20 protein-coding genes are annotated in these 23,764 nt (G+C 71.4%); 3 read left to right on the top strand and 17 right to left on the bottom strand.

Features of this window, described 5'->3' with window-relative positions; translation table 11 throughout:
* Window positions 1–26 precede the first annotated feature (26 nt).
* From ruvX to ACIBW6_RS18825, 4 genes are read right to left on the bottom strand one after another with little or no spacing between them, the layout of a single operon-like run.
* Entirely contained in the window at window positions 27–491 is a 465-nt protein-coding gene (gene ruvX, locus ACIBW6_RS18840) for a Holliday junction resolvase RuvX (protein WP_399060874.1), read from the bottom strand.
* Window positions 491–3,163, bottom strand: a complete 2,673-nt coding sequence (gene alaS / locus ACIBW6_RS18835) for an alanine--tRNA ligase (RefSeq protein WP_399060872.1) — start codon at window positions 3,161–3,163, stop codon at window positions 491–493. The genes ruvX and alaS overlap by 1 nt, the downstream gene beginning before the upstream one ends.
* Window positions 3,163–3,501, bottom strand: coding sequence for a DUF6167 family protein (locus ACIBW6_RS18830; protein WP_399060870.1), 339 nt, complete (start codon window positions 3,499–3,501; stop codon window positions 3,163–3,165). The genes alaS and ACIBW6_RS18830 overlap by 1 nt, the downstream gene beginning before the upstream one ends.
* A gap of 7 nt (window positions 3,502–3,508) precedes the next feature.
* Window positions 3,509–3,955 carry a DUF948 domain-containing protein gene (locus ACIBW6_RS18825; RefSeq protein ID WP_399060868.1) on the bottom strand — a complete coding sequence of 149 codons (447 nt, stop codon included), beginning with the start codon at window positions 3,953–3,955 and terminating at the stop codon, window positions 3,509–3,511.
* A 198-nt stretch (window positions 3,956–4,153) separates the two neighbouring features.
* Between ACIBW6_RS18825 and ACIBW6_RS18820 the strand changes: the two genes are divergently transcribed.
* A complete protein-coding gene (locus tag ACIBW6_RS18820; RefSeq protein ID WP_399060866.1) occupies window positions 4,154–6,364 on the top strand; it encodes an ATP-binding protein in 2,211 nt (736 codons plus the stop codon).
* Between the two features lie 30 nt (window positions 6,365–6,394).
* On the opposite strand, the gene rpsD is transcribed toward ACIBW6_RS18820, so the two are convergent.
* The 5 genes from rpsD to ACIBW6_RS18795 form a co-directional block, all read right to left on the bottom strand.
* On the bottom strand, window positions 6,395–7,009 hold the full coding sequence (gene rpsD, locus ACIBW6_RS18815; protein WP_324771529.1) for a 30S ribosomal protein S4: 615 nt from the start codon (window positions 7,007–7,009) through the stop codon (window positions 6,395–6,397).
* A 372-nt stretch (window positions 7,010–7,381) separates the two neighbouring features.
* Window positions 7,382–8,743 carry a replication-associated recombination protein A gene (locus tag ACIBW6_RS18810; RefSeq protein WP_399060863.1) on the bottom strand — a complete coding sequence of 454 codons (1,362 nt, stop codon included), beginning with the start codon at window positions 8,741–8,743 and terminating at the stop codon, window positions 7,382–7,384.
* Window positions 8,744–8,799: 56 nt separating this feature from the next.
* On the bottom strand, window positions 8,800–9,450 hold the full coding sequence (locus ACIBW6_RS18805; protein WP_399060861.1) for a vitamin K epoxide reductase family protein: 651 nt from the start codon (window positions 9,448–9,450) through the stop codon (window positions 8,800–8,802).
* A gap of 153 nt (window positions 9,451–9,603) precedes the next feature.
* Window positions 9,604–10,866 carry a histidine--tRNA ligase gene (hisS, locus tag ACIBW6_RS18800; RefSeq protein ID WP_399060859.1) on the bottom strand — a complete coding sequence of 421 codons (1,263 nt, stop codon included), beginning with the start codon at window positions 10,864–10,866 and terminating at the stop codon, window positions 9,604–9,606.
* Window positions 10,867–10,880: 14 nt separating this feature from the next.
* A complete protein-coding gene (locus tag ACIBW6_RS18795) occupies window positions 10,881–11,591 on the bottom strand; it encodes an MBL fold metallo-hydrolase (protein WP_399060857.1) in 711 nt (236 codons plus the stop codon).
* A 188-nt stretch (window positions 11,592–11,779) separates the two neighbouring features.
* Between ACIBW6_RS18795 and ACIBW6_RS18790 the strand changes: the two genes are divergently transcribed.
* Together ACIBW6_RS18790 and ACIBW6_RS18785 are read left to right on the top strand one after the other, a co-directional pair.
* The gene (locus tag ACIBW6_RS18790) at window positions 11,780–12,634 is read left to right on the top strand and encodes a peptidylprolyl isomerase (protein WP_399060855.1); all 855 of its coding nucleotides are present in this window, start codon (window positions 11,780–11,782) and stop codon (window positions 12,632–12,634) included.
* 135 nt (window positions 12,635–12,769) lie between these two features.
* Entirely contained in the window at window positions 12,770–14,002 is a 1,233-nt protein-coding gene (locus ACIBW6_RS18785) for a DUF349 domain-containing protein (protein WP_399060853.1), read from the top strand.
* 156 nt (window positions 14,003–14,158) lie between these two features.
* Here the strand turns inward: ACIBW6_RS18785 and ACIBW6_RS18780 are convergent, their stop codons facing one another.
* The 8 genes from ACIBW6_RS18780 to ruvC form a co-directional block, all read right to left on the bottom strand.
* Window positions 14,159–16,681 carry a RelA/SpoT family protein gene (locus ACIBW6_RS18780; protein WP_399060851.1) on the bottom strand — a complete coding sequence of 841 codons (2,523 nt, stop codon included), beginning with the start codon at window positions 16,679–16,681 and terminating at the stop codon, window positions 14,159–14,161.
* Between the two features lie 168 nt (window positions 16,682–16,849).
* Window positions 16,850–17,389, bottom strand: a complete 540-nt coding sequence (locus ACIBW6_RS18775; protein WP_399060849.1) for an adenine phosphoribosyltransferase — start codon at window positions 17,387–17,389, stop codon at window positions 16,850–16,852.
* 175 nt (window positions 17,390–17,564) lie between these two features.
* On the bottom strand, window positions 17,565–18,680 hold the full coding sequence (gene secF / locus ACIBW6_RS18770; protein WP_399060847.1) for a protein translocase subunit SecF: 1,116 nt from the start codon (window positions 18,678–18,680) through the stop codon (window positions 17,565–17,567).
* A 1-nt stretch (window position 18,681) separates the two neighbouring features.
* Window positions 18,682–20,469 (bottom strand): protein translocase subunit SecD, encoded by a 1,788-nt coding sequence (gene secD, locus ACIBW6_RS18765; RefSeq protein WP_399060845.1) that lies wholly within the window; start codon window positions 20,467–20,469, stop codon window positions 18,682–18,684.
* A gap of 149 nt (window positions 20,470–20,618) precedes the next feature.
* Window positions 20,619–21,125 (bottom strand): preprotein translocase subunit YajC, encoded by a 507-nt coding sequence (gene yajC / locus ACIBW6_RS18760; protein WP_399060843.1) that lies wholly within the window; start codon window positions 21,123–21,125, stop codon window positions 20,619–20,621.
* Between the two features lie 167 nt (window positions 21,126–21,292).
* The gene (ruvB, locus tag ACIBW6_RS18755; protein WP_399060841.1) at window positions 21,293–22,366 is read right to left on the bottom strand and encodes a Holliday junction branch migration DNA helicase RuvB; all 1,074 of its coding nucleotides are present in this window, start codon (window positions 22,364–22,366) and stop codon (window positions 21,293–21,295) included.
* A 45-nt stretch (window positions 22,367–22,411) separates the two neighbouring features.
* Window positions 22,412–23,023 carry a Holliday junction branch migration protein RuvA gene (gene ruvA / locus ACIBW6_RS18750; protein WP_399060838.1) on the bottom strand — a complete coding sequence of 204 codons (612 nt, stop codon included), beginning with the start codon at window positions 23,021–23,023 and terminating at the stop codon, window positions 22,412–22,414.
* The gene (gene ruvC / locus ACIBW6_RS18745) at window positions 23,020–23,577 is read right to left on the bottom strand and encodes a crossover junction endodeoxyribonuclease RuvC (RefSeq protein WP_399060836.1); all 558 of its coding nucleotides are present in this window, start codon (window positions 23,575–23,577) and stop codon (window positions 23,020–23,022) included. Before ruvC ends, ruvA begins: the two co-directional genes overlap by 4 nt.
* Window positions 23,578–23,764 lie beyond the last annotated feature (187 nt).

The following is a 23,764-nucleotide window of genomic DNA, read 5'->3' as shown; positions in this document are numbered from 1 at the left end:
TCGCGCGGAACGTTACCGTATCGCGATCAGACAACCACTTCGACGCCCTCGCCCGGAGCCGTTCCCGACGCCCGTTCGGACTCCAGTGCCTGCTGGAGGATGATGACGGCCGCCGCCTGGTCGATGACGGACCGGCCCTTCTTGGACTTGACGCCCGAGGCGCGCAGCCCCTGACTGGCCGTCACTGTGGTCATCCTCTCGTCCAGCAGCCGCACCGGCACGGGGGCGATGCCCCGCGCGAGCTCCGTCGCGAAGCCGCGGACCTTGACCGCCGCCGGGCCCTCGCCGCCTTTGAGGGAGCGCGGAAGTCCGACGACGACCTCGATCGGCTCGTACTCCTCGACGATCTGCCGCAGCCGCCGGTGGGCGGCCGGGACATCGCGTCCCGGGACCGTCTCCACCGGGGTGGCGAGGATCCCATCGGGGTCGCAGGACGCGACCCCGATCCGGGCGTCCCCGACGTCGATCGCCAGCCGGCGGCCTCTGCGCATCAGTTGGCCGTCTCCGCGACCGCCCGCTCGACGGCGTTGATGGCGTCGCCGATGGCGGCCGCGTTCTGCCCGCCGCCCTGGGCGACGTCCGGCTTGCCGCCGCCACCGCCACCGAGCGTCTTGGCGGCGGTGCGCACCAGGTCACCGGCCTTGAGGCCGCGGTCGCGTGCCGCGTCGTTCGTCGCGATGACCGTCAGCGGCTTGCCATTGGCGGTGGTGAACAGGGCGACGACCGCGGCGCGGCCGCCCTGGATGCGGCCCCGCACGTCGAGGACCAGCTTGCGCAGGTCGTCGGCGGAGGTGCCGTCCGGGACCTGGCCGGTGACGAGGGCGACGCCGCGCACGTCCTTGGCGGAGTCGACGAGACCGGCGGCGGCCTGGAGGACCTTCTCCGCGCGGAACTTCTCGATCTCCTTCTCGGCGTCCTTCAGCTTGCCGAGCATCGCGGAGATCTTCTCCGGCAGCTCCTCGCTGCGGCCCTTGACCAGCTCCTGGAGCTGGGCGACGACCGTGTGCTCCTTGGCCAGGAAGTTGTACGCGTCCACGCCGACCAGGGCCTCGATGCGGCGCACACCGGAGCCGATGGAGGATTCGCCGAGCAGCTTCACCAGGCCGAGCTGGGCGGTGTTGTGCACGTGCGTGCCGCCGCACAGCTCCTTGGAGAAGTCGCCGATGGTCACGACGCGCACGCGCTCGCCGTACTTCTCGCCGAACTCGGCGATGGCGCCCTGCTTCTTGGCGTCGTCGATCGACATGACCTCGGCCTGCACGTCGAGTTCCCGGGTCAGGACCTCGTTGATCTTCTGCTCGACGTCCGTCATCACGGCCGTGGGAACGGCGGACGGCGAACCGAAGTCGAAGCGGAAGCGGCCCGGCTGGTTCTCCGAACCGGCCTGCGCGGCCGTCGGGCCGAGCGCGTCGCGCAGCGCCTGGTGGGTGAGGTGCGTCGCGGAGTGGGCGCGGGCGATGGCCCGGCGGCGGGTGACGTCGATGACGGCCTGCGCCGGGGCGCCGACGGTCACCTCGCCGACCTGCACGACGCCCTTGTGGACGTAGACGCCGGGGACCGGCTTCTGGCAGTCGCGGACCTCGATGACGGCGCCGCTGTCCAGCTTGATGCGGCCGGTGTCGCCGATCTGGCCGCCGCCCTCGGCGTAGAAGGGGGTGCGGTCGAGGACGACCTCGACCTCGTCGCCCTCGGAGGCGGCGGGCGAGGAGACGCCGTTGACCAGCAGCCCCACCACGGTGGACTCGCCGGTGGTCGAGGAGTAGCCGATGAAGTCGGTGGCGCCGGCGGCGTCCGCGATCTCGCGGTAGGCGCCCATGTCGGCGTGGCCGGTCTTCTTGGCCTGCGCGTCGGCCTTGGCGCGCTCGCGCTGCTCCTTCATCAGGCGCCGGAAGCCGTCCTCGTCCACGGACAGGCCCTGTTCGGCGGCCATCTCCAGGGTGAGGTCGATCGGGAAGCCCCAGGTGTCGTGGAGCAGGAACGCCTGGTCGCCGGCGAGGACCGTCCGGCCGGCGGCCTTGGTCTCGGAGACGGCGGTGTCGAGGATGTTCGTGCCGCCCTTGAGGGCCTTGAGGAACGCGGCCTCCTCGGCGAGCGCGACCGTCTCGATCCGCTTGCGGTCGGTGACCAGCTCCGGGTACTGCTGACCCATCGTGTCGATGACGACGCCGATCAGGTCGTTCACCACCGGCCCGGTGGCGCCCAGGATGCGCATGTTGCGGATGGCGCGGCGCATGATGCGGCGCAGCACGTACCCGCGGCCCTCGTTGCCCGGCGTGACGCCGTCGCCGATGAGCATCGCGGAGGTGCGGATGTGGTCGGCGACGACGCGCAGCGAGACGTCGCTGTCGTGCTTGTCGCCGTACGCCACACCGGTCAGCTCGGTGGCCTTGTCCATGACGACGCGCAGGGTGTCGGTCTCGTACATGTTCTGTACGCCCTGGAGGATCATCGCGAGGCGCTCGAGGCCGAGACCCGTGTCGATGTTCTGCGACGGCAGGTCGCCGAGGATCTCGAAGTCCTCCTTGCCGATGCCCTGGCCGCGCTCGTACTGCATGAAGACCAGGTTCCAGATCTCCACGTACCGCTCGTCGTTGACGATCGGGCCGCCCGCTTCGCCGAACTCGGGGCCGCGGTCGTAGTTGATCTCCGAGCAGGGGCCGCAGGGTCCGGGGACGCCCATGGACCAGAAGTTGTCCTTCTTGCCCAGGCGCTGGATGCGCTCCTTTGGCACGCCGACGACCTCGTGCCAGATGCGCTCGGCCTCGTCGTCGTCGAGGTAGACGGTGATCCAGAGCTTCTCCGGCTCCAGGCCGTACCCACCCTTGTCCTGGGGCGTGGTGAGCAGCTCCCAGGCGTACTTGATGGCGCCTTCCTTGAAGTAGTCGCCGAAGGAGAAGTTCCCGCACATCTGGAAGAACGTGCCGTGGCGGGTCGTCTTACCGACCTCTTCGATGTCCGGCGTGCGCACGCACTTCTGCACGCTGGTGGCGCGCGGCGCGGGCGGCTTGACCTCACCCAGGAAGTACGGCTTGAAGGGGACCATGCCTGCCGGGACGAGCAGCAGAGTCGGGTCGTCCGCGATGAGCGACGCCGAGGGCACGACCTTGTGGCCACGCTCCTCGAAGAAGCTCAGCCAGCGGCGACGGATTTCTGCCGACTCCATCAGTGGTCCTCATTCCGGTTGGTGTAGTGCGTGTTCTCTAGGTGCTTGGGGGCTGCCCCGGCGCGCTCGTCGAGGATCGTGAAGCGGCGCTCGGGCAGTTCGGCGGCGGCCGGGCCGGTCAGGCCGAGCGCGTCGCCGAGCTCGGCCTCGCGGTCGGCCATGTTGGCGCGGACGTCGAGAGCGAAGTCCTTCAGCCGGTGACCGGCCTCGACCGCCTTGTTGGCGGCCTGGACGGCGAGGCTCTCGGGCGACAGCTGCCGGAGCTTGCGGTTGACCTTGGTGGTGGTCCACACGCCGGCGGCGGCGCCCGCGGTGAACCAGAACGTACGACGGAACATCGCTGGGTCAGTCCCTCTTATTCCGGTTGGCCCGCCTGGCCCGGCGCGCCTCGGGGACCTGGCGTCCCACGATGACGGTCCGGCGGGTCTGCTGGGCGGGTGCGTCCTTGCTGCGGCCGCCGATGGCCCGGCGGACGCCGTAACCGAACGCGGCCACCTTGACCAGCGGGCCCCCGAAGGTGGAGGCCACGGTGGAGGAGAGCGCCGACGCGTTCGACGTGACTTCCTGGACATCGGAGGCGATGGCGTCGACCCGGTCGATCTGCGTCTGCGCGGAGCGCACCGCGGCGGAGGCGTCGGCCAGCAGCGGGACGGTCTGCTCGGTCACGTCCGCGACCAGCTTGGTGGTCGCCCTGAGCGTCTGGGCCAGCCTCGCGAGCGCCACCGCGAGGAAGGAGACCAGGATCGCCCAGAAGACAGCCACCAGGATCCCGGCCACCTCTCCACCGGACACTTGGCACCGCTCCCTAGCTCTGCACTCTTCGCCGTCTGTCACCGACCTGCCGAGCGGCCGCCGCCGATCATCGAAAAGTCGTCCCCCGAGCCTATCGCGCCCCGCCCCGCTCTCCGTACCGCATTCCGGCGCCGGGCGGGAGCACTTCGACCGGAGCGATTGTACGGAGTGCGTACGGATAGGTACGCTCCGTGCCTGATGCGACGCTCTACGCCGCCCGCCGGCCCGCCGGCCGGGCCACCACGCCCCGGCAACCTCCCCCACGAGCTGAACCGTTTCGTCGGCCGTACGGCCGAACTCGGCGCCCTGCGGCGGACGCTGGCGGCGGCCCGGCTCGTGACGGTGACCGGGGCCGGCGGCGTCGGCAAGTCCCGGCTCGCCGCGCAGGTCGCGGCCCGGCTGCCGCGGCGGCTGCGCGAGGACGGCGTGTGGCGGGTGGACCTCGCGCCGGTGCGCCGCCCGGAGCTGGTCGAGTACACGGTCCTGGAGGCGCTCGCGCTGACCGACCACACGGCCCGGCCGCCCCGCCGGGTCCTGCTCGACCACCTCGCCGAGCGGCGGCTGGTGCTCGTCCTGGACGGGTTCGAGCACCTCGTGGAGGCCTGCGCCGCCCTCGTGGGCGAGCTACTGCGGGCCGCGCCGGGGCTGCGGGTCCTCGCGGTGGGCCGCAGGCCGCTGGCGCTCCAGGGCGAGCACCTGTTCCCGCTCTCGCCGCTGACGGCGCAGGACGCGGTGGAGCTCTTCGCGGACCGGGCGGCGGAGCTGCTGCCCGGCTTCCGGCTGGACGACGGGCACCGGGCCGACGCCCTGGAGGTGTGCCGGCGCCTGGACTGCCTGCCGCTGGCGGTGGAGCTGGCGGCGGGCCGGCTGCGGGCCCTGTCGCCCGCCCAGCTGATGGAGCGCCTCGACGACCGGTTCCGGCTGCTGACGGGCGGCGGCCGGGACCTGCTGCCGCGCCACCAGACGCTGCGGACGGCGATCGGCTGGAGCCACGAGCTGTGCACGGAACAGGAGCGGCTGCTGTGGGCGCGCCTGTCGGTCTTCGCCGGCCAGTTCGACCTGGAGGCAGTCGAGTACGTCTGCGGCGGCGAGGGGCTGCCCGGTGACGCGGTCCTCGCGGGACTGGAGGAGCTGCTCGCGCAGTCCGTGCTGATCCGCGAGGAGTCGGCGGCCGGGGTGCGCTACCGGATGCTGGAGTCGGTGCGGGCGTACGGCGCGGGGTGGCTGGAGCGGACCGGCGACGGCCGCCGGATGCGGCGCAGGCACCGCGACTGGTACATGGGGCTCGCCACCTGGTGCGAGCTGGACTGGTTCTCCCCGCGGCAGGGCGAGGTGGCGGAGCGGATCGACGCGGAGCTGCCGAATCTGCGGGCGGCCCTGGAGTTCTGCCTCACCGAGCCGGGCGAGACGCATCTGGGCCAGTACCTGGCGGGCACGCTGTGGTTCTACTGGGCGGGGTGCGGGCGGCTCACGGAGGGCCGGCACTGGCTCGACCGCAGTGTCGACCTGGCCGATCCCCCCGGCGAGGACGAGGCCTTCGCCTACGGCGCCTCCCGGCTCAAGGCGCTGTGGGTGCTCGGTTACGTGGCGATCCTTCAGGGCGACACCGTGCCCGCCCTGGCGGCGCTCCAGGAGTGCCACGACGAGGCGGAGCGCGGCGGGGACGCGACGGCGCTCGCGTACGCGGTGCACCGCACGGGCTGCCTGGCGCTGGTCACGGACGACCTGCCGCGCGCGGAGCGGCTGCTGCGCACCGCGCTCGCCGGCTACCGGGAGATCGGCGAGCTGAACAGCAACGTGCTGATGGGCCAGGTCGAGCTGGCGATGGCGGTGGCCTTCCAGGGGGACCTGCCGGAGGCCGTGGCGCTGTGCGAGGACGTACGGCAGGTGTGCGAGGACCACGGGGAGCGCTGGACTCTGGCGTACGCCCTCTACGTCCTGGCGTACGCGCGCTGGTACGACGGCGATCCGGCCGGGGCCCGCGCCCTCCTGGAGGAGTGCCTGGCCATCGACCACGAGTTCCACGACCTGCTCGGCACGGTGCTCGCGCTGGAGCTGCTCGCGCTGGTGACGCTGGCGGAGGGGGACGCCGCGGAGGCGGCGGTGCTCCAGGGCGCGGCGCGCGGGATCTGGCCGTCGGTGGGGCTGCCGCTGTTCGGCTCGGGCCACTACAACGAACCGCACCGGCTCTGCGAGGCGCGGGCGCGGGCGGCGCTCGGCGACGGCCGCTTCGACGAACTGGCGCGGGCCGGCGAGCGGCTGGGGCACGACGAGGCCGTGGCCCGCGCCCTCGGCCGGGGCGAGCCGGAGCGGCTCGCCGCGCCGGTGCGCCTGCCGCGGGCGAGCACCCCGCAGACGCGAGAACCCGCCGCCTCCCCCACCGCGAACGGCGGGGAGACGACGGGCTGAAACGCAGGTGAGACCAAGTCCGCCGGTCGGTCAGCGGGCGTAGTACTCGACGACGAGCTGCTCGTCGCAGATTACGGGGATCTCCTTGCGGTTCGGGTCCCGGTCCAGGCGGAAGGCCAGGGCCTTCAGGTTCACCTGGAGGTAGCGGGGGGTCTCGCCGTCGGCGGCGAAGCCACCCTCACGCGCGACCTGGAACAGCGGCTTCTCGCGGCTGCGCTCGCGGACCATCACGACGTCGTCGGGACGGACGCGGAACGACGGCTTGTCGACCTTGCCGCCGTTGACCTCGATGTGGCCGTGGACGACCATCTGACGGGCCTGGTAGATCGTGCGGGCGATGCCCGAACGCAGCAGCAGCGCGTCGAGACGGCGCTCCAGCTCGATGACCAGGGCCTCGCCGGTCTTGCCTTCGGCCTTCTTGGCGCGGTCGTAGGCGCGGGCCATCTGCTTCTCGCTGATGTCGTACTGCGCGCGCAGACGCTGCTTCTCGAGCAGACGGACCTTGTAGTCCGAGTTCTGCTTGCGGCCACGGCCGTGCTCGCCCGGCGGGTAGGGGCGGGCCTCGAAGTACTTGACGGCCTTCGGGGTCAGCGCGATGCCGAGGGCACGCGACTTCTTGACCTTGGGGCGGGACTGGTTCGTCATGAACCAAACACCTCATGTTTCTGATGCGAATACGGCTTCACCAGGGTTCGGGGAGGTCGCATCCGCAGTCCGGGAAACCCTTCACGTCACAAGGACGGGCAGGGCAGCCGCTCCCAGGGCTGGGCACATACGTGCAGCACGCGAGTGGCCCACCGGCCCGGTCCCGGGGTGCGGGAGGGTGGTGGGCTGCCCGCGACACCTTCGACGGTGCGCGACGCTCCTGGATCCCCTTGCCTCGCGGTGTGGGGGATCCGGCTGGATGTCCCGCTCTGGTGATGCCGGTCTCCCTTTCGGGACACCGGGCGCGGGACGCAGCACTGCGAAGGAGTCTACCGGATGGCGCGGGGCCCGATCACCGCGCGCCCGGCCCGCTCAGCCGCCCTCGCCGCGCAGCCGCTCCCGGACCCGCTCCACCACGTCCGCGTACCGCGCCTCGGCGCCGTACCGCGTGGGCTCGTAGTAGCGGCGTCCTGCGATGGCGTCCGGCGCGTACTGCTGGGCCGCGATGCCGCCGGGCACGTCGTGCGGGTACACGTAGCCCTGCGCGTGGCCGAGCTTGGCGGCGCCCTTGTAGTGGCCGTCGCGCAGGTGGGGCGGGACCGGTCCGGCGAGTCCCTTGCGGACGTCCTCCATGGCGGCGCCGATGGCCGTCGTCGCCGCGTTCGACTTCGGGGCGAGTGCCAGGGCGATCGTGGCGTGGCTCAGGGTGAGAGCGGCCTCGGGGAAGCCGATCATGGCGACGGCCTGGGCCGCGGCGACCGCGGTGGGCAGCGCCGTCGGGTCGGCGAGGCCGATGTCCTCGCTGGCCGAGATCATCAGGCGGCGGGCGATGAACCGCGGGTCCTCGCCCGCCTCGATCATGCGGGCCAGGTAGTGCAGGGCCGCGTCCACGTCCGAACCGCGGATGGACTTGATCAGGGCGCTCGCCACGTCGTAGTGCTGGTCGCCGTCGCGGTCGTACGTCACCGCCGCGCGGTTGACGCTCTCCTCGACGGTCTCCAGGGTGATGGCCGACTCGCCCTTGTCGAGGGCGGCGCCGGCCGCGGCCTCCAGGGCGGTCAGGGCGCGGCGCGCGTCCCCGCCGGCGACCCGCAGCAGGTGCTCCTCGGCGTCCTCGTCGAGGGTCAGGGCGCCGCTCAGGCCCCGCTCCTCGGTCAGCGCCCGGGCCAGCAGGCCGCGCAGGTCGTCGTCGGTGAGCGATTCGAGGGTCAGCAGGAGGGAGCGGGAGAGCAGCGGGGAGATCACCGAGAAGTACGGGTTCTCCGTGGTCGCCGCGATCAGCGTCACCCAGCGGTTCTCCACGGCGGGCAGCAGCGAGTCCTGCTGGGCCTTGCTGAAGCGGTGGATCTCGTCGAGGAAGAGGACGGTCTCCTTGCCGTGGCCGCCCAGCGCGCGCCGGGCGCCCTCGATGACGGCCCGGACCTCCTTGACGCCCGCGGTGATGGCGGACAGCTCCACGAACCGCTTGTTCGTCGCCTTCGAGACGACGTACGCCAGGGTCGTCTTGCCGGTGCCGGGCGGGCCCCACAGGATCACCGACGACACCCCGGCGGGTCCCGAACCCGACGCGCCCTCGCCGACCAGGCGGCGCAGCGGCGAGCCCTGCTTGAGCAGGTGCTGCTGGCCGACGACTTCGTCGAGGGTGCGCGGGCGCATCCGGACGGCCAGCGGACTCGCGGACGGGTCCTTCTCCTGGCGGTCCTCGGCTGCGGCGGTGAACAGGTCGGGCTCCACGGGGAAAACCCTATGTCACGGCAGTGACAACGCCGCGGGCGGCGACCGTCGCGGGCTCACGCCCAGAGCTTGTCGCCCCAGCGCGTGAGGATCAGCACGGCGATGATGCCGATGTGCACGACGGGCAGCGCCCAGGTGAAGTCCGCGAAGAACGACTTCAGCCAGCGCGGGGCCGGCAGGAAGTCGTGACGGATGTTGAACGACGTGACGTACCAGAACATCAGGATCGTGGCGACCCACGCGAGGGAGCACCACAGGCACAGCGCGTTGATCCGGTACAGCGACTCGAACTGCAGCCAGCTGACGAAGCCGACGCCGAAGAGGCAGCCGGCGTTGAGGACGAGCCAGTACCAGCGCGGGAAGCGGGCGCCCGCGAGCAGGCTCATGCCGACGCAGATCACGATGCCGTAGGCGACGAGGCCGAGCATCGGGTTCGGGAAGCCGAAGACCGACGCCTGGTCGCTCTTCATGATGCTGCCGCAGGAGATGACCGGGTTGATGGAGCAGCCCGGCGTGAAGTTCGGGTCCTCCAGGAGCTTGAACTTGTCGAGCGTGATGACCCAGGCGGCGAGCACGCCCGCCGCCCCGGTGATCACCAGAAGCAGCGCGAACGCGCGGCTGCCGCCGACGGACCGCGGGACGCCCGTGGCGCCGGTGTCGCGGGTGACGGTCTCGCTTGCTGTCGCGGTCCTGGTCGTCTTGCTCATCACGCCGATCCGTAGGTGAGGGGTGGAGCCTGCGGGCAGGGCCATTCTGCCGTACGGGGGCCGCCGTTCACCGTTCGATCGGCATAAGCACCGGCGGGGGCGCCGGCCGGAGCGGGGTCCTGGCAGCCGCCACGGACCCCGCCCGCCGCCGGATCAGCCGAGCTTGTCCTTCAGGACGGCCACGATCTCGTCCACGGCGACCGCGCTCTGCTCGCCGGACTCCATGTCCTTGAGCTGCGCGACGCCCTCGGCGAGGTCCCGCTCCCCGGCGACGAGGGTGTACCGGGCGCCCGAGCGGTTGGCGTTCTTCATGGCGCCCTTGAGGCCCTTGCCGCCGAAGGAGAAGTCGGCCGAGATCCCGGCCCGGCGCAGCTCGGTCACCTTGCCGAACAGGACGCGGCGCGCCTCCTCGCCGAGCGGCACGGCGAAGACGCTGGTGGTGGTGGGCAGTTCGAGCGCGACGCCCTCCGCCTCCAGGGCGAGGACGGTGCGGTCGACACCCAGGGCCCAGCCGACGGACGGCAGCGAGGGGCCGCCGATCATCTCGGACAGCCCGTCGTAGCGGCCGCCGCCGCCCACCGCCGACTGCGAGCCGAGCCCGTCGTGGACGAACTCGAAGGTGGTGCGGGTGTAGTAGTCCAGGCCGCGTACGAGCTTCTCGTCGTCCTCGAAGGCGACCCCCTCGGCGAGCAGCAGCTCGCGCACCTGCTCGTGGTAGGCCTTGCACGCGTCGCACAGGTAGTCGCGCAGCGAGGGCGCGCCCACGAGCTGCTTCTGCACGTCGGCCCGCTTGTCGTCGAGGACGCGCAGCGGGTTGATGTCGGCGCGGCGCAGCGTCTCCTCGTCGAGGTCGAGGCCGCGCAGGAAGTCCTGGAGGGCGGCCCGGTAGACGGGACGGCACTCCTTGTCGCCGAGCGAGTTCAGCAGGATGCGGAAGTCGCGCAGCCCCAGCGAGCGGTACGCCTGGTCCGCCAGGATGATCAACTCGGCGTCCAGGGCCGGGTCCTCGGCGCCGATCGCCTCGGCGCCGACCTGGGAGAAGTGGCGGTAGCGGCCCTTCTGGGGGCGCTCGTAGCGGTAGTACGAGCCCGAGTACCAGAGCTTGACCGGGAGGTTGCCCGCCTTGTGGAGGTTGGCCTCCAGGGCCGCGCGCAGCACGGAAGCGGTGCCTTCGGGGCGCAGGGCCAGCTTGTCGCCGCCCTTGGTCTCGAAGGCGTACATCTCCTTGGTGACGATGTCGGTGGACTCGCCGACGCCGCGGGCGAACAGCTCGACGTTCTCAAAGCCCGGCGTCTCGATGTAGCCGTAGCCGGAGGCGCGCAGCGGCGCGGAGATCGCCTCGCGCACCGCGAGGTACTTCGCGGAGTCCGGCGGGATCAGGTCGTACGTGCCCTTGGGGGCCTGAAAGGTGCTCACGGGAGGTCTTCTCGTCACATTCCTCGTCGGGGAGCCTCGGTCGAGGGTCCCAGGCCGGCGGCCACCTGCCGCAGATACGGGTTGGTGGCGCGCTCCTGGCCGATGGTGGTCTGGGAGCCGTGCCCGGAGAGGACCACGGTCGAGTCGTCGAGCGGCAGGCACACGCGGGCCAGCGATTCGAGCATGTCGTCCATGGAGCCACCGGGCATGTCGGTGCGTCCGACGGAGCCGGCGAAGAGCAGGTCGCCCGAGAAGAACACCGGCGGGATCTCCGCCGTCTCGGGCATCCGGAACGCCACCGACCCCTTGGTATGGCCGGGCGCGTGCGCGACGGTGAGGTCGAGCCCGGCGAGCCGCAGGGACGCGCCGTCGGCCAGCTCCCGTACGTCGTCGGGCTCCCCCACGGTCAGCTCGCCCATCAGCGGCATGCCGATGGAGCGGCCGATGCCCTTCTCCGGGTCGCTCATCATGTAGCGGTCGGCGGGGTGGATCCACGCGGGCACGTCGTGCGCCCCGCAGACCGGGACGACCGAGGCGACATGGTCGATGTGCCCGTGGGTGAGGACGACCGCGACCGGCTTGAGCCGGTGCTTCTTGAGCGCTTCCTCGACTCCCTGGGCGGCCTGGTGGCCCGGGTCGATGATCACGCACTCCTCACCCGCGGCGGGGGCAACCAGGTAACAGTTGGTGCCCCAGGCCCCGGCGGGGAACCCGGCAATCAGCACGATCGTCCTTCGTATGTCGTCGGTATGGCGCCGGTATGTCGTCGCTGTGGGGGCGCCACCACGGAATGCGGCAGATCAGAGCCTACCGGCGCTGCCGAATCCACAGCGAACCCATATACGGTACGGGGCACCGACCGACGGTCCGGCCCGCTCGAACAAGGTCACGAGACGTACGAGGAGAACACGCGGTGGTCAGCAAGGATCAGCGGCAGCGTCAGCTCGCCCGGGAGAAGTTCCTGCGCCAGCAGCAGCGGCGCGAGTCCGCGCGGCGCAAGGCGCGCACCCGCAACACCGTGATCGCCGCGGTGCTCGCGGTGGTCGTCCTCGGCACGGGTGGCGCGTACGCCGCCGGGGCCTTCAAGAGCGACGACAAGGAGACGAGCGCCGGCAGCGAGCCGAGCGCGAGCCCGTCGGCGTCGAAGGCCCCGGACCCGTGCGAGAAGCCCGCCGCGGGCAAGGCGAAGACGGCCACCTGGAAGAAGGAGCCGGCGATGACCATCGACACGTCGGCGAAGTACGCGATGAAGCTCGCCACGACCTGCGGCGACATCGGCATCGACCTGAAGGCGAAGGCCGCCCCGCACACGGTGAACTCGTTCAACTACCTGCTGGGCAAGGGCTTCCTGGACCACACCAAGTGCCACCGGCTGACCACCGAGGGGATCTACGTCCTTCAGTGCGGCGACCCGACCGGCACCGGCCAGGGCGGCCCCGGGTACACGATCCCGGACGAGAACCTCAAGGACGCCTCCCTGAAGAAGGCGGAGAAGCAGCAGGGCACGCAGCTGTACACGTTCCCCGCGGGCACCATCGCGATGGCGAACACCGGGCAGAAGCACACCGGCGGCAGCCAGTTCTTCCTCGTCTACAAGGACAGCAAGCTCCCGGCGACGTACACCCCGTTCGGGACCATCTCCGACTCCGGGATGAAGGTCCTCGACAAGATCGCGAAGGCGGGTGCGCAGCCGGCGGACCAGACCACGGGGAACACGGCGCCGAACGCGACCGTGGTGATCGACAAGGGGACCGTGACCAAGTCCTGACCTGCCGGTGGCCAACTTCGGTCGCGCTGGATGCGGACAGCCGCCCCGCCGGTCGCCTATGTTGGCGGTGACGAAACTGTGGACGATGCCCGGGGGCCCACGAGTCCCCCGCAGGCATCATGTGGAGGAGGCGCTGTGAGCAGCGACCCGTGGGGCCGCGTCGACGAGACGGGGACCGTGTACGTGCGTGCGGCCGACGGCAGTGAGCGAGTCGTCGGCTCCTGGCAGGCAGGCTCGCCCGATGAGGCGCTGGCCTACTTCAAGCGCAAGTACGACGGTCTGGTCGTCGAGATCGGGCTCCTCGAGCGCCGGGTGCAGACCACCGACCTGTCGGCCAAGGACGCCTCGGTGGCGATCGAGCACCTGCGCGCGCAGGTCACGGACGCGCACGCGATCGGTGACCTGGACGCGCTCGGCAAGCGGCTGGACAAGCTGGTCGAGACGGTCGAGTCGCGCCGCGAGGAGCGCAAGGTCCAGAAGGCCAAGCAGTCCGACGAGGCGCGGCACGCCAAGGAGGCGCTGGTCGTCGAGGCGGAGGAGCTGGCCCAATCCGAGCAGTGGCGGGCGGCGGGTGAGCGGCTGCGGGCCCTCGTGGACATCTGGAAGGGGCTGCCGCGGCTCGACCGCAAGTCGGACGACGAGCTGTGGCACCGCTTCTCGCACGCCCGGTCGGCGTTCTCCAAGCGGCGCAAGGCGCACTTCGCCTCGCTGGACGCGCAGCGCGAGGAGGCCCGCAAGGCCAAGGAGGCGCTGGTCGCCGAGGCCGAGGCGCTGTCGAACTCGCAGGACTGGGGTGCCACGGCGGCCCGGTACCGCGAGCTGATGACGGACTGGAAGGCGGCGGGCCGCGCCCAGCGCGAGCACGAGGACGACCTGTGGAACCGCTTCCGCGGCGCCCAGGACGTGTTCTTCGCCGCGCGCAGCTCGGTCTTCGCCGAGCGCGACGCCGAGCAGGGCGAGAACCTCAAGCTGAAGGAGGAGCTGGCCGCCGAGGCGGAGAAGCTCCTGCCGGTCGGCGACCTGAAGACGGCCCGCGCCGCGTTCCGGTCGATCAACGAGCGCTGGGAGGCCATCGGCCACGTGCCGCGGGACGCCCGCCCGAAGGTCGAGGGCCGGATGCACGCGGTGGAGCGGGCCCTCCAGGAGTCCGAGGAGGCCGAGTGGCGCCGGACCAACCCGGAGGCGCGGGCGCGTGCCGCGGGCTTGACCGGTCAGCTTCAGGCGGCCGTCGACAAGCTCTCGGGGCAGATCGAGCAGGCCCGTGCGCAGGGCAACGCGGCGAAGGCCGACAAGTTGCAGCGTGAGCTTGATGGGCGGCAGGCGCTGCTCGACTCCGCGCTCAAGGGGCTTGAGGAGTTCGGCGGTTAAGAACTGGCCGTGAGGGAGCGGGCCCGGGCTTTCGTAAGCCCGGGCCCGCTCTTTTACGCCTTTGCGTCTGCCGTGTCGCGCTCATCGTGCGGGTGCCGGGCGTCGGGGCTTCTCGCGCAGTTCCCCGCGCCCCTGGCGGCGCTGATCTGACGGAGGTTAAGGCCTGCGCGCCGACGTCACCCGGTACACGTCGTAGACGCCCTCCACTCCCCTGACCGCCTTCAGGACGTGGCCCAGGTGCTTCGGGTCGCCCATCTCGAAGGTGAAGCGGGACGTGGCCACCCGGTCGCGGGAGGTCTGGACCGCTGCCGAGAGGATGTTCACGTGCTGGTCGGAGAGGACCCGCGTGACGTCCGAGAGCAGCCGCGAGCGGTCGAGGGCCTCCACCTGGATGGCGACGAGGAAGACCGATGACTGGGTGGGCGCCCACTCGACTTCCAGGATGCGCTCGGGCTCGCGGGAGAGGGAGTCCACGTTCACGCAGTCGCTGCGGTGGACCGAGACGCCGCTGCCGCGCGTGACGAAGCCGATGATGGGGTCGCCGGGCACGGGCGTGCAGCAGCGCGCCAGCTTCACCCAGACGTCGTCGACGCCCTTGACCACGACACCCGGATCGGCGTTCGAGCGGCGCTTGGAGCGGCCGCGCGAGGGCGGGGCGCTCTCGGCGATGTCCTCGTTGGCCGCTTCCTCGCCGCCCAGGGCCTGGACCAGCTTCTGCACGACGGACTGGGCCGTGACATGGCCCTCGCCGATGGCCGCGTAGAGCGAGGAGATGTCGGGGTAGCGCATCTCGTGCGCGAGGGTGACCAGGGAGTCGCCGGTGAGGATGCGCTGGATCGGCAGGTTCTGCTTGCGCATGGCCCGCGCGATGGCGTCCTTGCCCTGCTCGATCGCCTCGTCGCGGCGCTCCTTGGAGAACCAGGCGCGGATCTTGTTGCGCGCGCGGGGCGACTTGACGAAGCCCAGCCAGTCCCGGGAGGGCCCGGCGCCGGCCGCCTTGGAGGTGAAGACCTCGACCAGGTCGCCGTTGTCCAGGGTCGATTCGAGCGGCACCAGCCGTCCGTTGACCCGGGCGCCGATGGTGCGGTGGCCGACCTCGGTGTGGACCGCGTAGGAGAAGTCGACCGGGGTGGCGCCCGCCGGGAGCGCTATGACGTCGCCCTTCGGCGTGAAGACGAACACCTCGTTACGGGACAGGTCGAAGCGCAGGGACTCCAGGAACTCGCCCGGGTCCTCGGTCTCCTTCTGCCAGTCGAGCAGCTGGCGCAGCCACGCCATGTCGTTGAGGTGGTCGTCCTTGCCGGTGGTGCGCGGCTGGTCGGAGCGGACCTTGGAGGCGCCGGCGACGGCCTCCTGCTTGTACTTCCAGTGCGCGGCGATGCCGTACTCGGCGCGGCGGTGCATGTCGAACGTGCGGATCTGCAGCTCGACCGGCTTGCCGTTCGGCCCGATGACCGTCGTGTGCAGCGACTGGTACATGTTGAACTTGGGCATCGCGATGTAGTCCTTGAACCGCCCCGGAACCGGGTTCCAGCGGGCGTGGACCGTGCCGAGCGCCGCGTAGCAGTCGCGGACCGTGTCGACGAGGACGCGAATGCCCACCAGGTCGTAGATCTCCGCGAAGTCACGGCCGCGGACGATCATCTTCTGGTAGACGCTGTAGTAGTGCTTCGGACGGCCGGTGACGGTGGCCTTGATACGGGCCGCGCGCAGGTCGGACTGGACCTCGTCGGTCACTATGGCCAGGTACTCGTCGCGCTTGGGCGCGCGCTCGGCCACCAGCCGCACGATCTCGTCGTACATCTTGGGGTAGAGGATCGCGAAGGCGAGGTCCTCCAGCTCCCACTTGATCGTGTTCATGCCCAGGCGGTGGGCGAGCGGCGCGTAGATCTCCAGGGTCTCGCGCGCCTTCTTCTCCTGCTTCTCGCGCTTGAGGTAGCGCATGGTGCGCATGTTGTGCAGGCGGTCGGCGAGCTTGATGACCAGGACGCGCGGGTCCTTGGCCATGGCGACGACCATCTTGCGCACGGTCTCGGCCTGCGCGGCCTCGCCGAACTTGACCTTGTCGAGCTTGGTGACGCCGTCGACGAGGAGGGCGACCTGGTCGCCGAAGTCGCGCTTGAGGGTGTCCAGGCCGTACTCGGTGTCCTCGACGGTGTCGTGCAGCAGCCCCGCCATCAGGGTGGCCGGGTCCATGCCGAGCTCGGCGAGGATCGTCGTCACGGCGAGCGGGTGCGTGATGTACGGGTCGCCGCTCTTGCGCTTCTGGCCGCGATGCCAGCGCTCGGCGACCTGGTAGGCGCGCTCGATCTGGCGCAGCGTCGACGTCTCGATCTTGGGGTCGTTGCCGCGCACTATCCGCAGCAGCGGCTCCAGGACGGGGTTGTACGGGTTCGAGCGCTGCACGCCGAGCCGCGCGAGGCGGGCGCGGACCCGGTTCGAGGAGCCGGAGCGGGCCGCGGGCTGGTTCGCCGCGGCACGGATCGCCGGGGGCGGGGTGGCGCGGGGCTTGTCGGGCGCCGGCTCGGGGCGTGGCCGCTCGGCCGCCTTGCCGCCCGGGGCGCCGGTGGAGTGCGCGGGGCCCCGCCCGTTCTTCGCGGGCGTGCCGGAGGGAGCCGCGGCCTGGTCGGCGTGCTGGTCGGGCTTGGCGGCGGTGAGTGGCTTGGCCTCGTCTGGCAACGGCGCTCCTCGTGCACACGGGTCCCGGTTCAGGTCCCGGAGAGTCCATGGTATCGATCCAGCGCCCGCCGAACGTATTCGGCCGGTGGGACGCCCTGTACGGGAGGAACGCCCGGGGCGGGCGCCGGATTCCTCCGGCCCCGGCCGCACGGCCTCGACCAGGCGTTTCTACACGACGAGCAGCGGTTCGTACGGGGCGCCCTGGAGGGCGGGTTCCAGCCGGTCGCGGCCCGGCAGGAAGCCCAGCTCCATCAGGACGGCGACGCCGGCCACCTGGGCGCCGGCCCGCCGGATCAGGTGCAGGGCGGCCTCGGCGGTGCCGCCGGTGGCCAGCACGTCGTCGATGACCATGACGCGGTCGTCGGCCGACAGGTCCTCGGCGTGCACCTCGATCTCCGCGGACCCGTACTCGAGGTGGTAGCTCTGCGCGAGCGTGGCGCCGGGCAGCTTGCCCGCCTTGCGCACGGGGATGAAGCCGAGGCCCGCACGGACGGCCACGGGGGCGCCCAGGATGAAGCCGCGCGCTTCCAGGCCGACGACCTTGGTGGCGCCGTGGCGCACGCACAGCTCGGCGAGGGCGTCGGTGAGGGCGGTGAAGGCCGCGGGGTCCGCGAGCAGCGGAGTGATGTCCTTGAAGACCACTCCGGGCTTCGGGTAGTCGGCCACGTCCCGGATACGGCTGAGGAGCAGTTCCTTGATGTCGGTCATTTCTGCACCTCAGGGCAGGTGTTCGAGCATTGCTCGACGGGTGTTCGGTGGGTTCGCGCGGACGAAACCCTAGCAGCCGTCCGTGCGAGGAACGACGCGGGCGCCAGGAGCCCCGAGGGTTCCTGGCGCCCGTGTGGCGCGCTGCGCGCCCTGGCGGCGCGCTGCGGTGGCCGGGTCAGCGGCGCTTGCCCGAGGGGCGGCCGCGGCCGCGGTTGCGGGCCGGCTGGTTGCGCGGCCCGGCACCGGCCGGGGCGGCGTCCTGCGGCTCGTCCTCCTGCTCGGCGTCCGCCTGGCGGCCCACGACGGCGGTCTCGGCCTGGGCGGCGGCCGACGCCCGCTTGGCGAGCACCCGCTTCCTGAGGGCCTTCATCTTCGGCTCGCGCTCCTTGAGGTCGGCGACCAGCGGAGTGGCGATGAAGATCGAGGAGTACGCACCGGCGGCGAGACCGACGAAGAGCGACAGCGAGATGTCGTTCAGCATGCCGGCGCCGAGGAAGCCGCCGCCGATGAAGAGCAGGCCCGCGACGGGCAGCAGCGCCACGATCGTGGTGTTGATCGACCGCACCAGGGTGCTGTTGATCGACCGGTTGGCGATGTCGCTGTACGTCCAGCGGGTCTGCTTCTCGATGCCCTTCGTCTGCTCCTTGAGCGAGTCGAAGACGACGACCGTGTCGTAGAGCGAGTAACCGAGGATCGTGAGCAGACCGATGACCGTGCCCGGCGTGACCTCGAAGCCCACCAGGGCGTAGATCCCGACGGTGATGGTGATGTCGTGGATGAGCGCGACGAGTGCCGCGAGCGCCATCCGCCACTCGAAGGCGATCGCCAGGTAGATCACGACCAGGACCATGAAGATGGCCAGGCCCTGCCAGGCCTTGTTGGCGATCGTGTCGCCCCAGCTGGGGCCCACCAGGTCGGCGTTGATCTTGTCGGCGTCGATGCCCATGTCCTGGGACAGCTCGGCCGCGATCTGGTCCGACTTGCCGGTGTCGATGCCCGCGATCTGCACGCGCAGGCCGCCGGTGCCCAGCTCCTGCACGATCGCGTCGTGGCCGGACGCCTTCTCCGCGTACTCCTCCGCCTTGGCGGCCGAGACGCTGGTCTTGGGCGTCGTGAAGACGGCGCCGCCCTCGAAGTCGATGCCCATGTTCAGGCCGCGGACCGCGAGACCGAGGATCGCCGTGATGGTGATCAGGATCGAGACGCCGTACCAGATCTTGCGCTTGCCGATGAAGTCGTAGCCGACCTCACCGCGGTAGAGCCTGGCGCCGAGATTGCCGAGCTTCGACATCTCACGCCTCCTTCGGGTCGACAGGGCCGGCGGCGGGAGCGGTACGGCGGGTGGAGCGCCGGCGCAGCGGAGGCTGGGCACCCAGGCGCTTGGGGTCGAGACCCGACCACTTGTGTCCGCTGGAGAAGAACTTCTTGCGGGCCAGGAGCGTCATCAGCGGCTTCGTGAAGAGGAAGACGACGACCACGTCGAGGAGGGTGGTCAGGCCGAGCGTGAACGCGAAGCCCTGCACCTTGCCGACGGTCACGATGTAGAGCACCGCCGCCGCGAGGAACGACACGAAGTCGGAGACGAGGATGGTGCGCCGGGCGCGCGGCCAGGCGCGCTCGACGGCGGGCCGCACCGAGCGGCCCTCGCGGACCTCGTCCCTGATCCGTTCGAAGAACACGATGAAGGAGTCCGCGGTGATACCGATGGCGACGATCGCACCGCACACCGCGGGCAGGTTCAGCGCGAACCCGATGGCCGGGCCGAGCAGCGTCATCAGCGTGTACGTGAGGATGCCGGAGGCGACCAGCGACGCGAGGGCGATGACCGACAGGCCGCGGTAGTAGACGATCAGGTAGATGACGACCAGGGCGAGGCCGATGGCGCCCGCGATCAGGCCGGCGTGCAGCTGCTCACCGCCGAGCGCGGCGGTCACCGTGGTGACGCTCTGCTCGTGGAAGGTGAGCGGCAGGGCGCCGTACGAGAGCACGTTGGCCAGGTCCTGGGCGGAGTCCTGGGTGAAGCTGCCGGAGATCTCCGCGTTGGCGCTCAGCGTCGAGCTGACGCTGGGGGCGGAGACCACGTCGCCGTCGAGCACGATGGCGAACTGGTTCATCGGCGACTGCTGGTCCTTGAGCTTGCCGGTCGTCTTCGCGAACTTCTTCGAGCCGCCGCCCGTGAAGTCCATGTTGACGACCCACGCGCCGGACTGCTGGTTGATGACGGCCTGGGCCTTCTTGACGTCCTTGCCGTTCACCTCGGACGCACCGAGGATGTACTTCTCCCACTGGCCCTGCGAGTCCTTGCCGCAGGCGACGATGGTGTCGCCGGGCTTGGCGCCCTCGTTCACCTTCGTGCGGGCCGCCTTGTCCGTGCAGTCCAGTTCCGTGAACTTCTTCTGCAGGGCGGCTGTCGCCGGGTCGGCGGAGGGGGTCGCGCTCGACGACGGCGTCGGGGACGCCTTGTCGTCGGCCTTGGCGCTGGACGAGGCGCCCGGCGTCTCGTCGGCCTTCAGCGCGTCGGTGACGGCGCGGCCCTGCGAGGTGGCCGTGGCGGACGGCGTGGCCGTGCCCGTCGCCTTGTCGGTCGCCTTGTCGTTGTCCGTGGCCTTGTCGGTCGCCTTGTCGCCGGACGACGCGCTCGGGGACGGGGTCGCCGAGTCGCCGGTGGGTGCGCCGGCGGCCACCGTCAGGACGGGACGGAAGTAGAGCTGAGCGGTCGTGCCGACCTGCTCACGCGCCTGCTTCTGGTTCGTGCCCCGGGGGATGTTGACGATGATGTTGTTGGCGCCCTGCGTCTGGACCTCGGCCTCGGAGACACCCATGCCGTTGACACGGCGGTTGATGATGTCCGCCGCCGTGTCCATGTTGGTCTTGTTGATCGCGTTGGGCTGGCCCGGCTCGTTCTTGGCCTCCAGCGTGATGCTGGTGCCGCCCGCGAGGTCGATGCCGAGACGCGGCGTGAACGTACCGGAGAGGAACATCCCCCCGACGAGCGCCACCATGATGATGACGATCAGGCTCAGAGCGCGCCCGGGCTTGCTCGGTGAGCCTGCCCCTCGGCTCTTCGTAGGTGTGGCCACCTTCTCGTACTCCCTCTCCATCCGTCCGGCGGCGGGGATCGGCGCCCCGGCCTGCACGGACGGTCATGAAATGGTCGTAAATCCACGCGGGTCACGCACGGGCCGCAGCCGCGGCGACGCAAGCGGTCGCCCCGCGGCTCCGGTCGTGACTACTTCGCGTCGGACTCGCCGTCGGTCTTCTTCGGCTCGGCGTCGGCGGCCTTCTCGGCCTCGGCGGCGGGCTCGGCCTCGGCGGCGGGCTTGTCCGCCTCGTCCTTCTTGCCCAGGTCGATGTGGGCGACGTCGGCGGCGGCGGTCTCGTCGGCCCCGGTGAGGGAGGACGCGTCGTCCGGCACGACGGCCGAGCCGGTCAGCTCGTCGTCCTCGGTCGCGTCGACGCCGTGGACGATGCGGTTGTACTCGTCGTCGGACAGCACGGCACCGATCGCGTTCTTCGCGAACATGAGGTGGACGCCGGGACCGGCGTCCAGGAGGACCGTGTCCTCGTTGACCTCCTTGACCGTGGCGTACATGCCCCCGATCGTGCGGACGCCGGAACCGGGCTGCATGTCATTGCGCATCGATGCGGCGGCCTGCTGCTTCTTCTTGGCCGACCGGGTCATCAGGAACATGGCCCCGATGAGCACGATGAACGGGAGGAGGGTCACGAGACTCACGGGTGGGAACTTCCTTCAGGCGACCGCGTCGAAGAGCGGCCTTGTCGGTTTCGGGGGTGCACCGTCGCCGTGAAAGGCGACCGTCGGCGGAGTCTAAGCGAGTCCGCACGGTGGGAACAACGCTCAGCATGGCACCGGGGTTCCAGGCCCGGCGAGTACGCGCGCCGTCACGCCCCGAACAGGTCCCCTTGTCCGGTTGCGCCCGGGCGCCCCTGGGGCGGGGTGAGACCCAGGTGGGCCCAGGCGGCCGGGGTGGCGACCCGGCCGCGGGGGGTGCGGGCCAGCAGCCCCTCGCGGACCAGGAAGGGCTCGGCCACCTCCTCGACCGTCTCCCGCTCCTCCCCTACCGCGACCGCGAGCGTCGACAGGCCGACCGGCCCGCCGCCGAACAGCTTGAGGAGCGCCTCCAGGACACCGCGGTCGAGGCGGTCGAGGCCGCGGCCGTCCACCTCGTAGACGGCGAGCGCGGCGCCGGCGATGTCCCGGGTGACGGAGCCGTCGGCCTTGACCTGCGCGTAGTCGCGGACGCGGCGCAGCAGCCGGTTGGCGATGCGCGGGGTGCCCCGGGAGCGGCCCGCGATCTCGGCGGCCCCGGCCGTGTCGATCTCCACGTCGAGCAGGGTCGCGGAGCGGTGGATCACCCGCTCCAGCTCGGCCGGCTCGTAGAACTCCATGTGCGCGGTGAAGCCGAAGCGGTCACGCAGCGGGGGCGGCAGCAGCCCCGCGCGCGTGGTGGCCCCGACCAGGGTGAAGGGAGGCAGTTCGAGCGGGATGGCGGTGGCGCCGGGGCCCTTGCCGACGATGACGTCGACGCGGAAGTCCTCCATCGCCATGTAGAGCATCTCCTCGGCGGGCCGCGACATGCGGTGGATCTCGTCGAGGAAGAGGACCTCGCCCTCCTGGAGCGAGGAGAGGATCGCGGCGAGGTCGCCCGCGTGCTGGATGGCGGGGCCCGAGGTGATGCGGATCGGCGCGCCCATCTCGGCGGCGATGATCATGGAGAGGGTGGTCTTGCCGAGGCCGGGGGCGCCGGAGAGCAGGACGTGGTCGGCGGTGGCGCCGCGCGCGCGGGCGGCGCGCAGGACCAGGTCCAGCTGCTCCCTGACCTTCTCCTGGCCGATGAACTCGCCCAGGTCCTTGGGGCGCAGGGCCGCCTCGACGGCCTGGTCCTCGCGGTCGGCGACGGAGCCGACGAGCCGCTCGGGGTCCGGCGCCGCGTCGGTCGGGTCGTCCCAGTTCATTACGTGTGCCTCGCGTTGCGGGTTCGAAGTCGGGCGGTCGGTCGGCTAGCGGGTGCGGTTCAGGGTCTGCAGGGCCGCCTTGAGGAGCTGGCCCACCTGGGGGGCGCCCTCGGCCGCCTCGGCCTGCGGGGCGACCGCCGCGACCGCCTCGTCGGCCTCCCGCGTCGCGTAGCCGAGGCCGATCAGCGCGGCGTGCAGCTGATCGCGCCAGCCGCTGGTGGTGGCGGTGCCGATGGCGGGCCCGCCGGTCCCGAGCGGCTCGCCGAGACGGTCCTTCAGCTCCAGGAGCAGCTTCTGCGCGCCCTTCTTGCCGATGCCGGGGACGGCGGTGAGCGCCTTCTCGTCACCGGTGGAGACGGCGCGGCGCAGGGCGTCGGGGCTGTGCACGGCGAGCATGGCCTGGGCGAGGCGCGGGCCGACGCCGCTGGCGGTCTGGAGCAGCTCGAAGGTCTGCTTCTCGTCGTCGTCCGCGAAGCCGTACAGGGTCAGTGAGTCCTCGCGCACCACCAGGGAGGTGGCGAGCTTGGCCTGCCGGCCGACGCGGAGCGTGGAGAGCGTGTTCGGCGTGCACTGGACGGCCATGCCGACGCCGCCGACCTCGACCACCGCGGCGTCGGGGGCGAGCGCGGCGACGGAGCCGCTGACGAAGGCGATCATGGGGTACGGCCTTTCAGTGCCTTGGGTGCCTTGGGTGCGCGGGCCGCGTGCAGCGCCACGGCCTGCTGGAGTCTGTTCTGTGCGGGGGCGCGCCAGATGTGGCAGATGGCGAGGGCCAGCGCGTCGGCGGCGTCGGCCGGCTTGGGCGGCACGTCGAGTCGCAGGATCCGGGTCACCATGGCGCCCACCTGGGCCTTGTCCGCGCGGCCGCTGCCGGTGACGGCGGCCTTGACCTCGCTGGGGGTGTGCAGGGCGACCGGCAGGCCGCGGCGCGCGGCGCACAGCATGGCGACGGCGCTCGCCTGGGCGGTCCCCATGACCGTGCGCACATTGTGCTGGCTGAACACCCGCTCCACGGCGAGCAGTTCGGGCCGGTACTCGTCGAGCCAGCGCTCGATGCCCTGCTCGACGGCGACCAGCCGGTGGCCGAGCTCGGCGTCCGGGGGCGTGCGCACGACACCGACGCCGTGCATCGTCAACGGGCGTCCCGCGACCCCCTCGACCACACCGACACCGCACCGGGTGAGCCCCGGGTCCACGCCCAGCACACGCACGCCTCGCCCCCACTTCCCTCGCCTGTCCGTGCAGGCTATCGGCTGCCACTGACAAAGCGGCGGGGCGGCGGGGGGGGGGCCGGGGGCCCCCCCCCGGGGGGCCGGGGGGGGGGGGGCCGGGGGCCGGGGGCCGGGGGGGGCGCGGATGTTGGGGAGACGTTTTTGACCTAGTGCGGGTACACGGCGG

This window comes from Streptomyces sp. NPDC049813, from assembly GCF_044465085.1.
GTDB lineage: Bacteria > Actinomycetota > Actinomycetes > Streptomycetales > Streptomycetaceae > Streptomyces.
The sequence above is the reverse complement of the archived record's forward strand: the minus strand, read 5'-3'. Positions and strand labels throughout refer to the sequence as shown.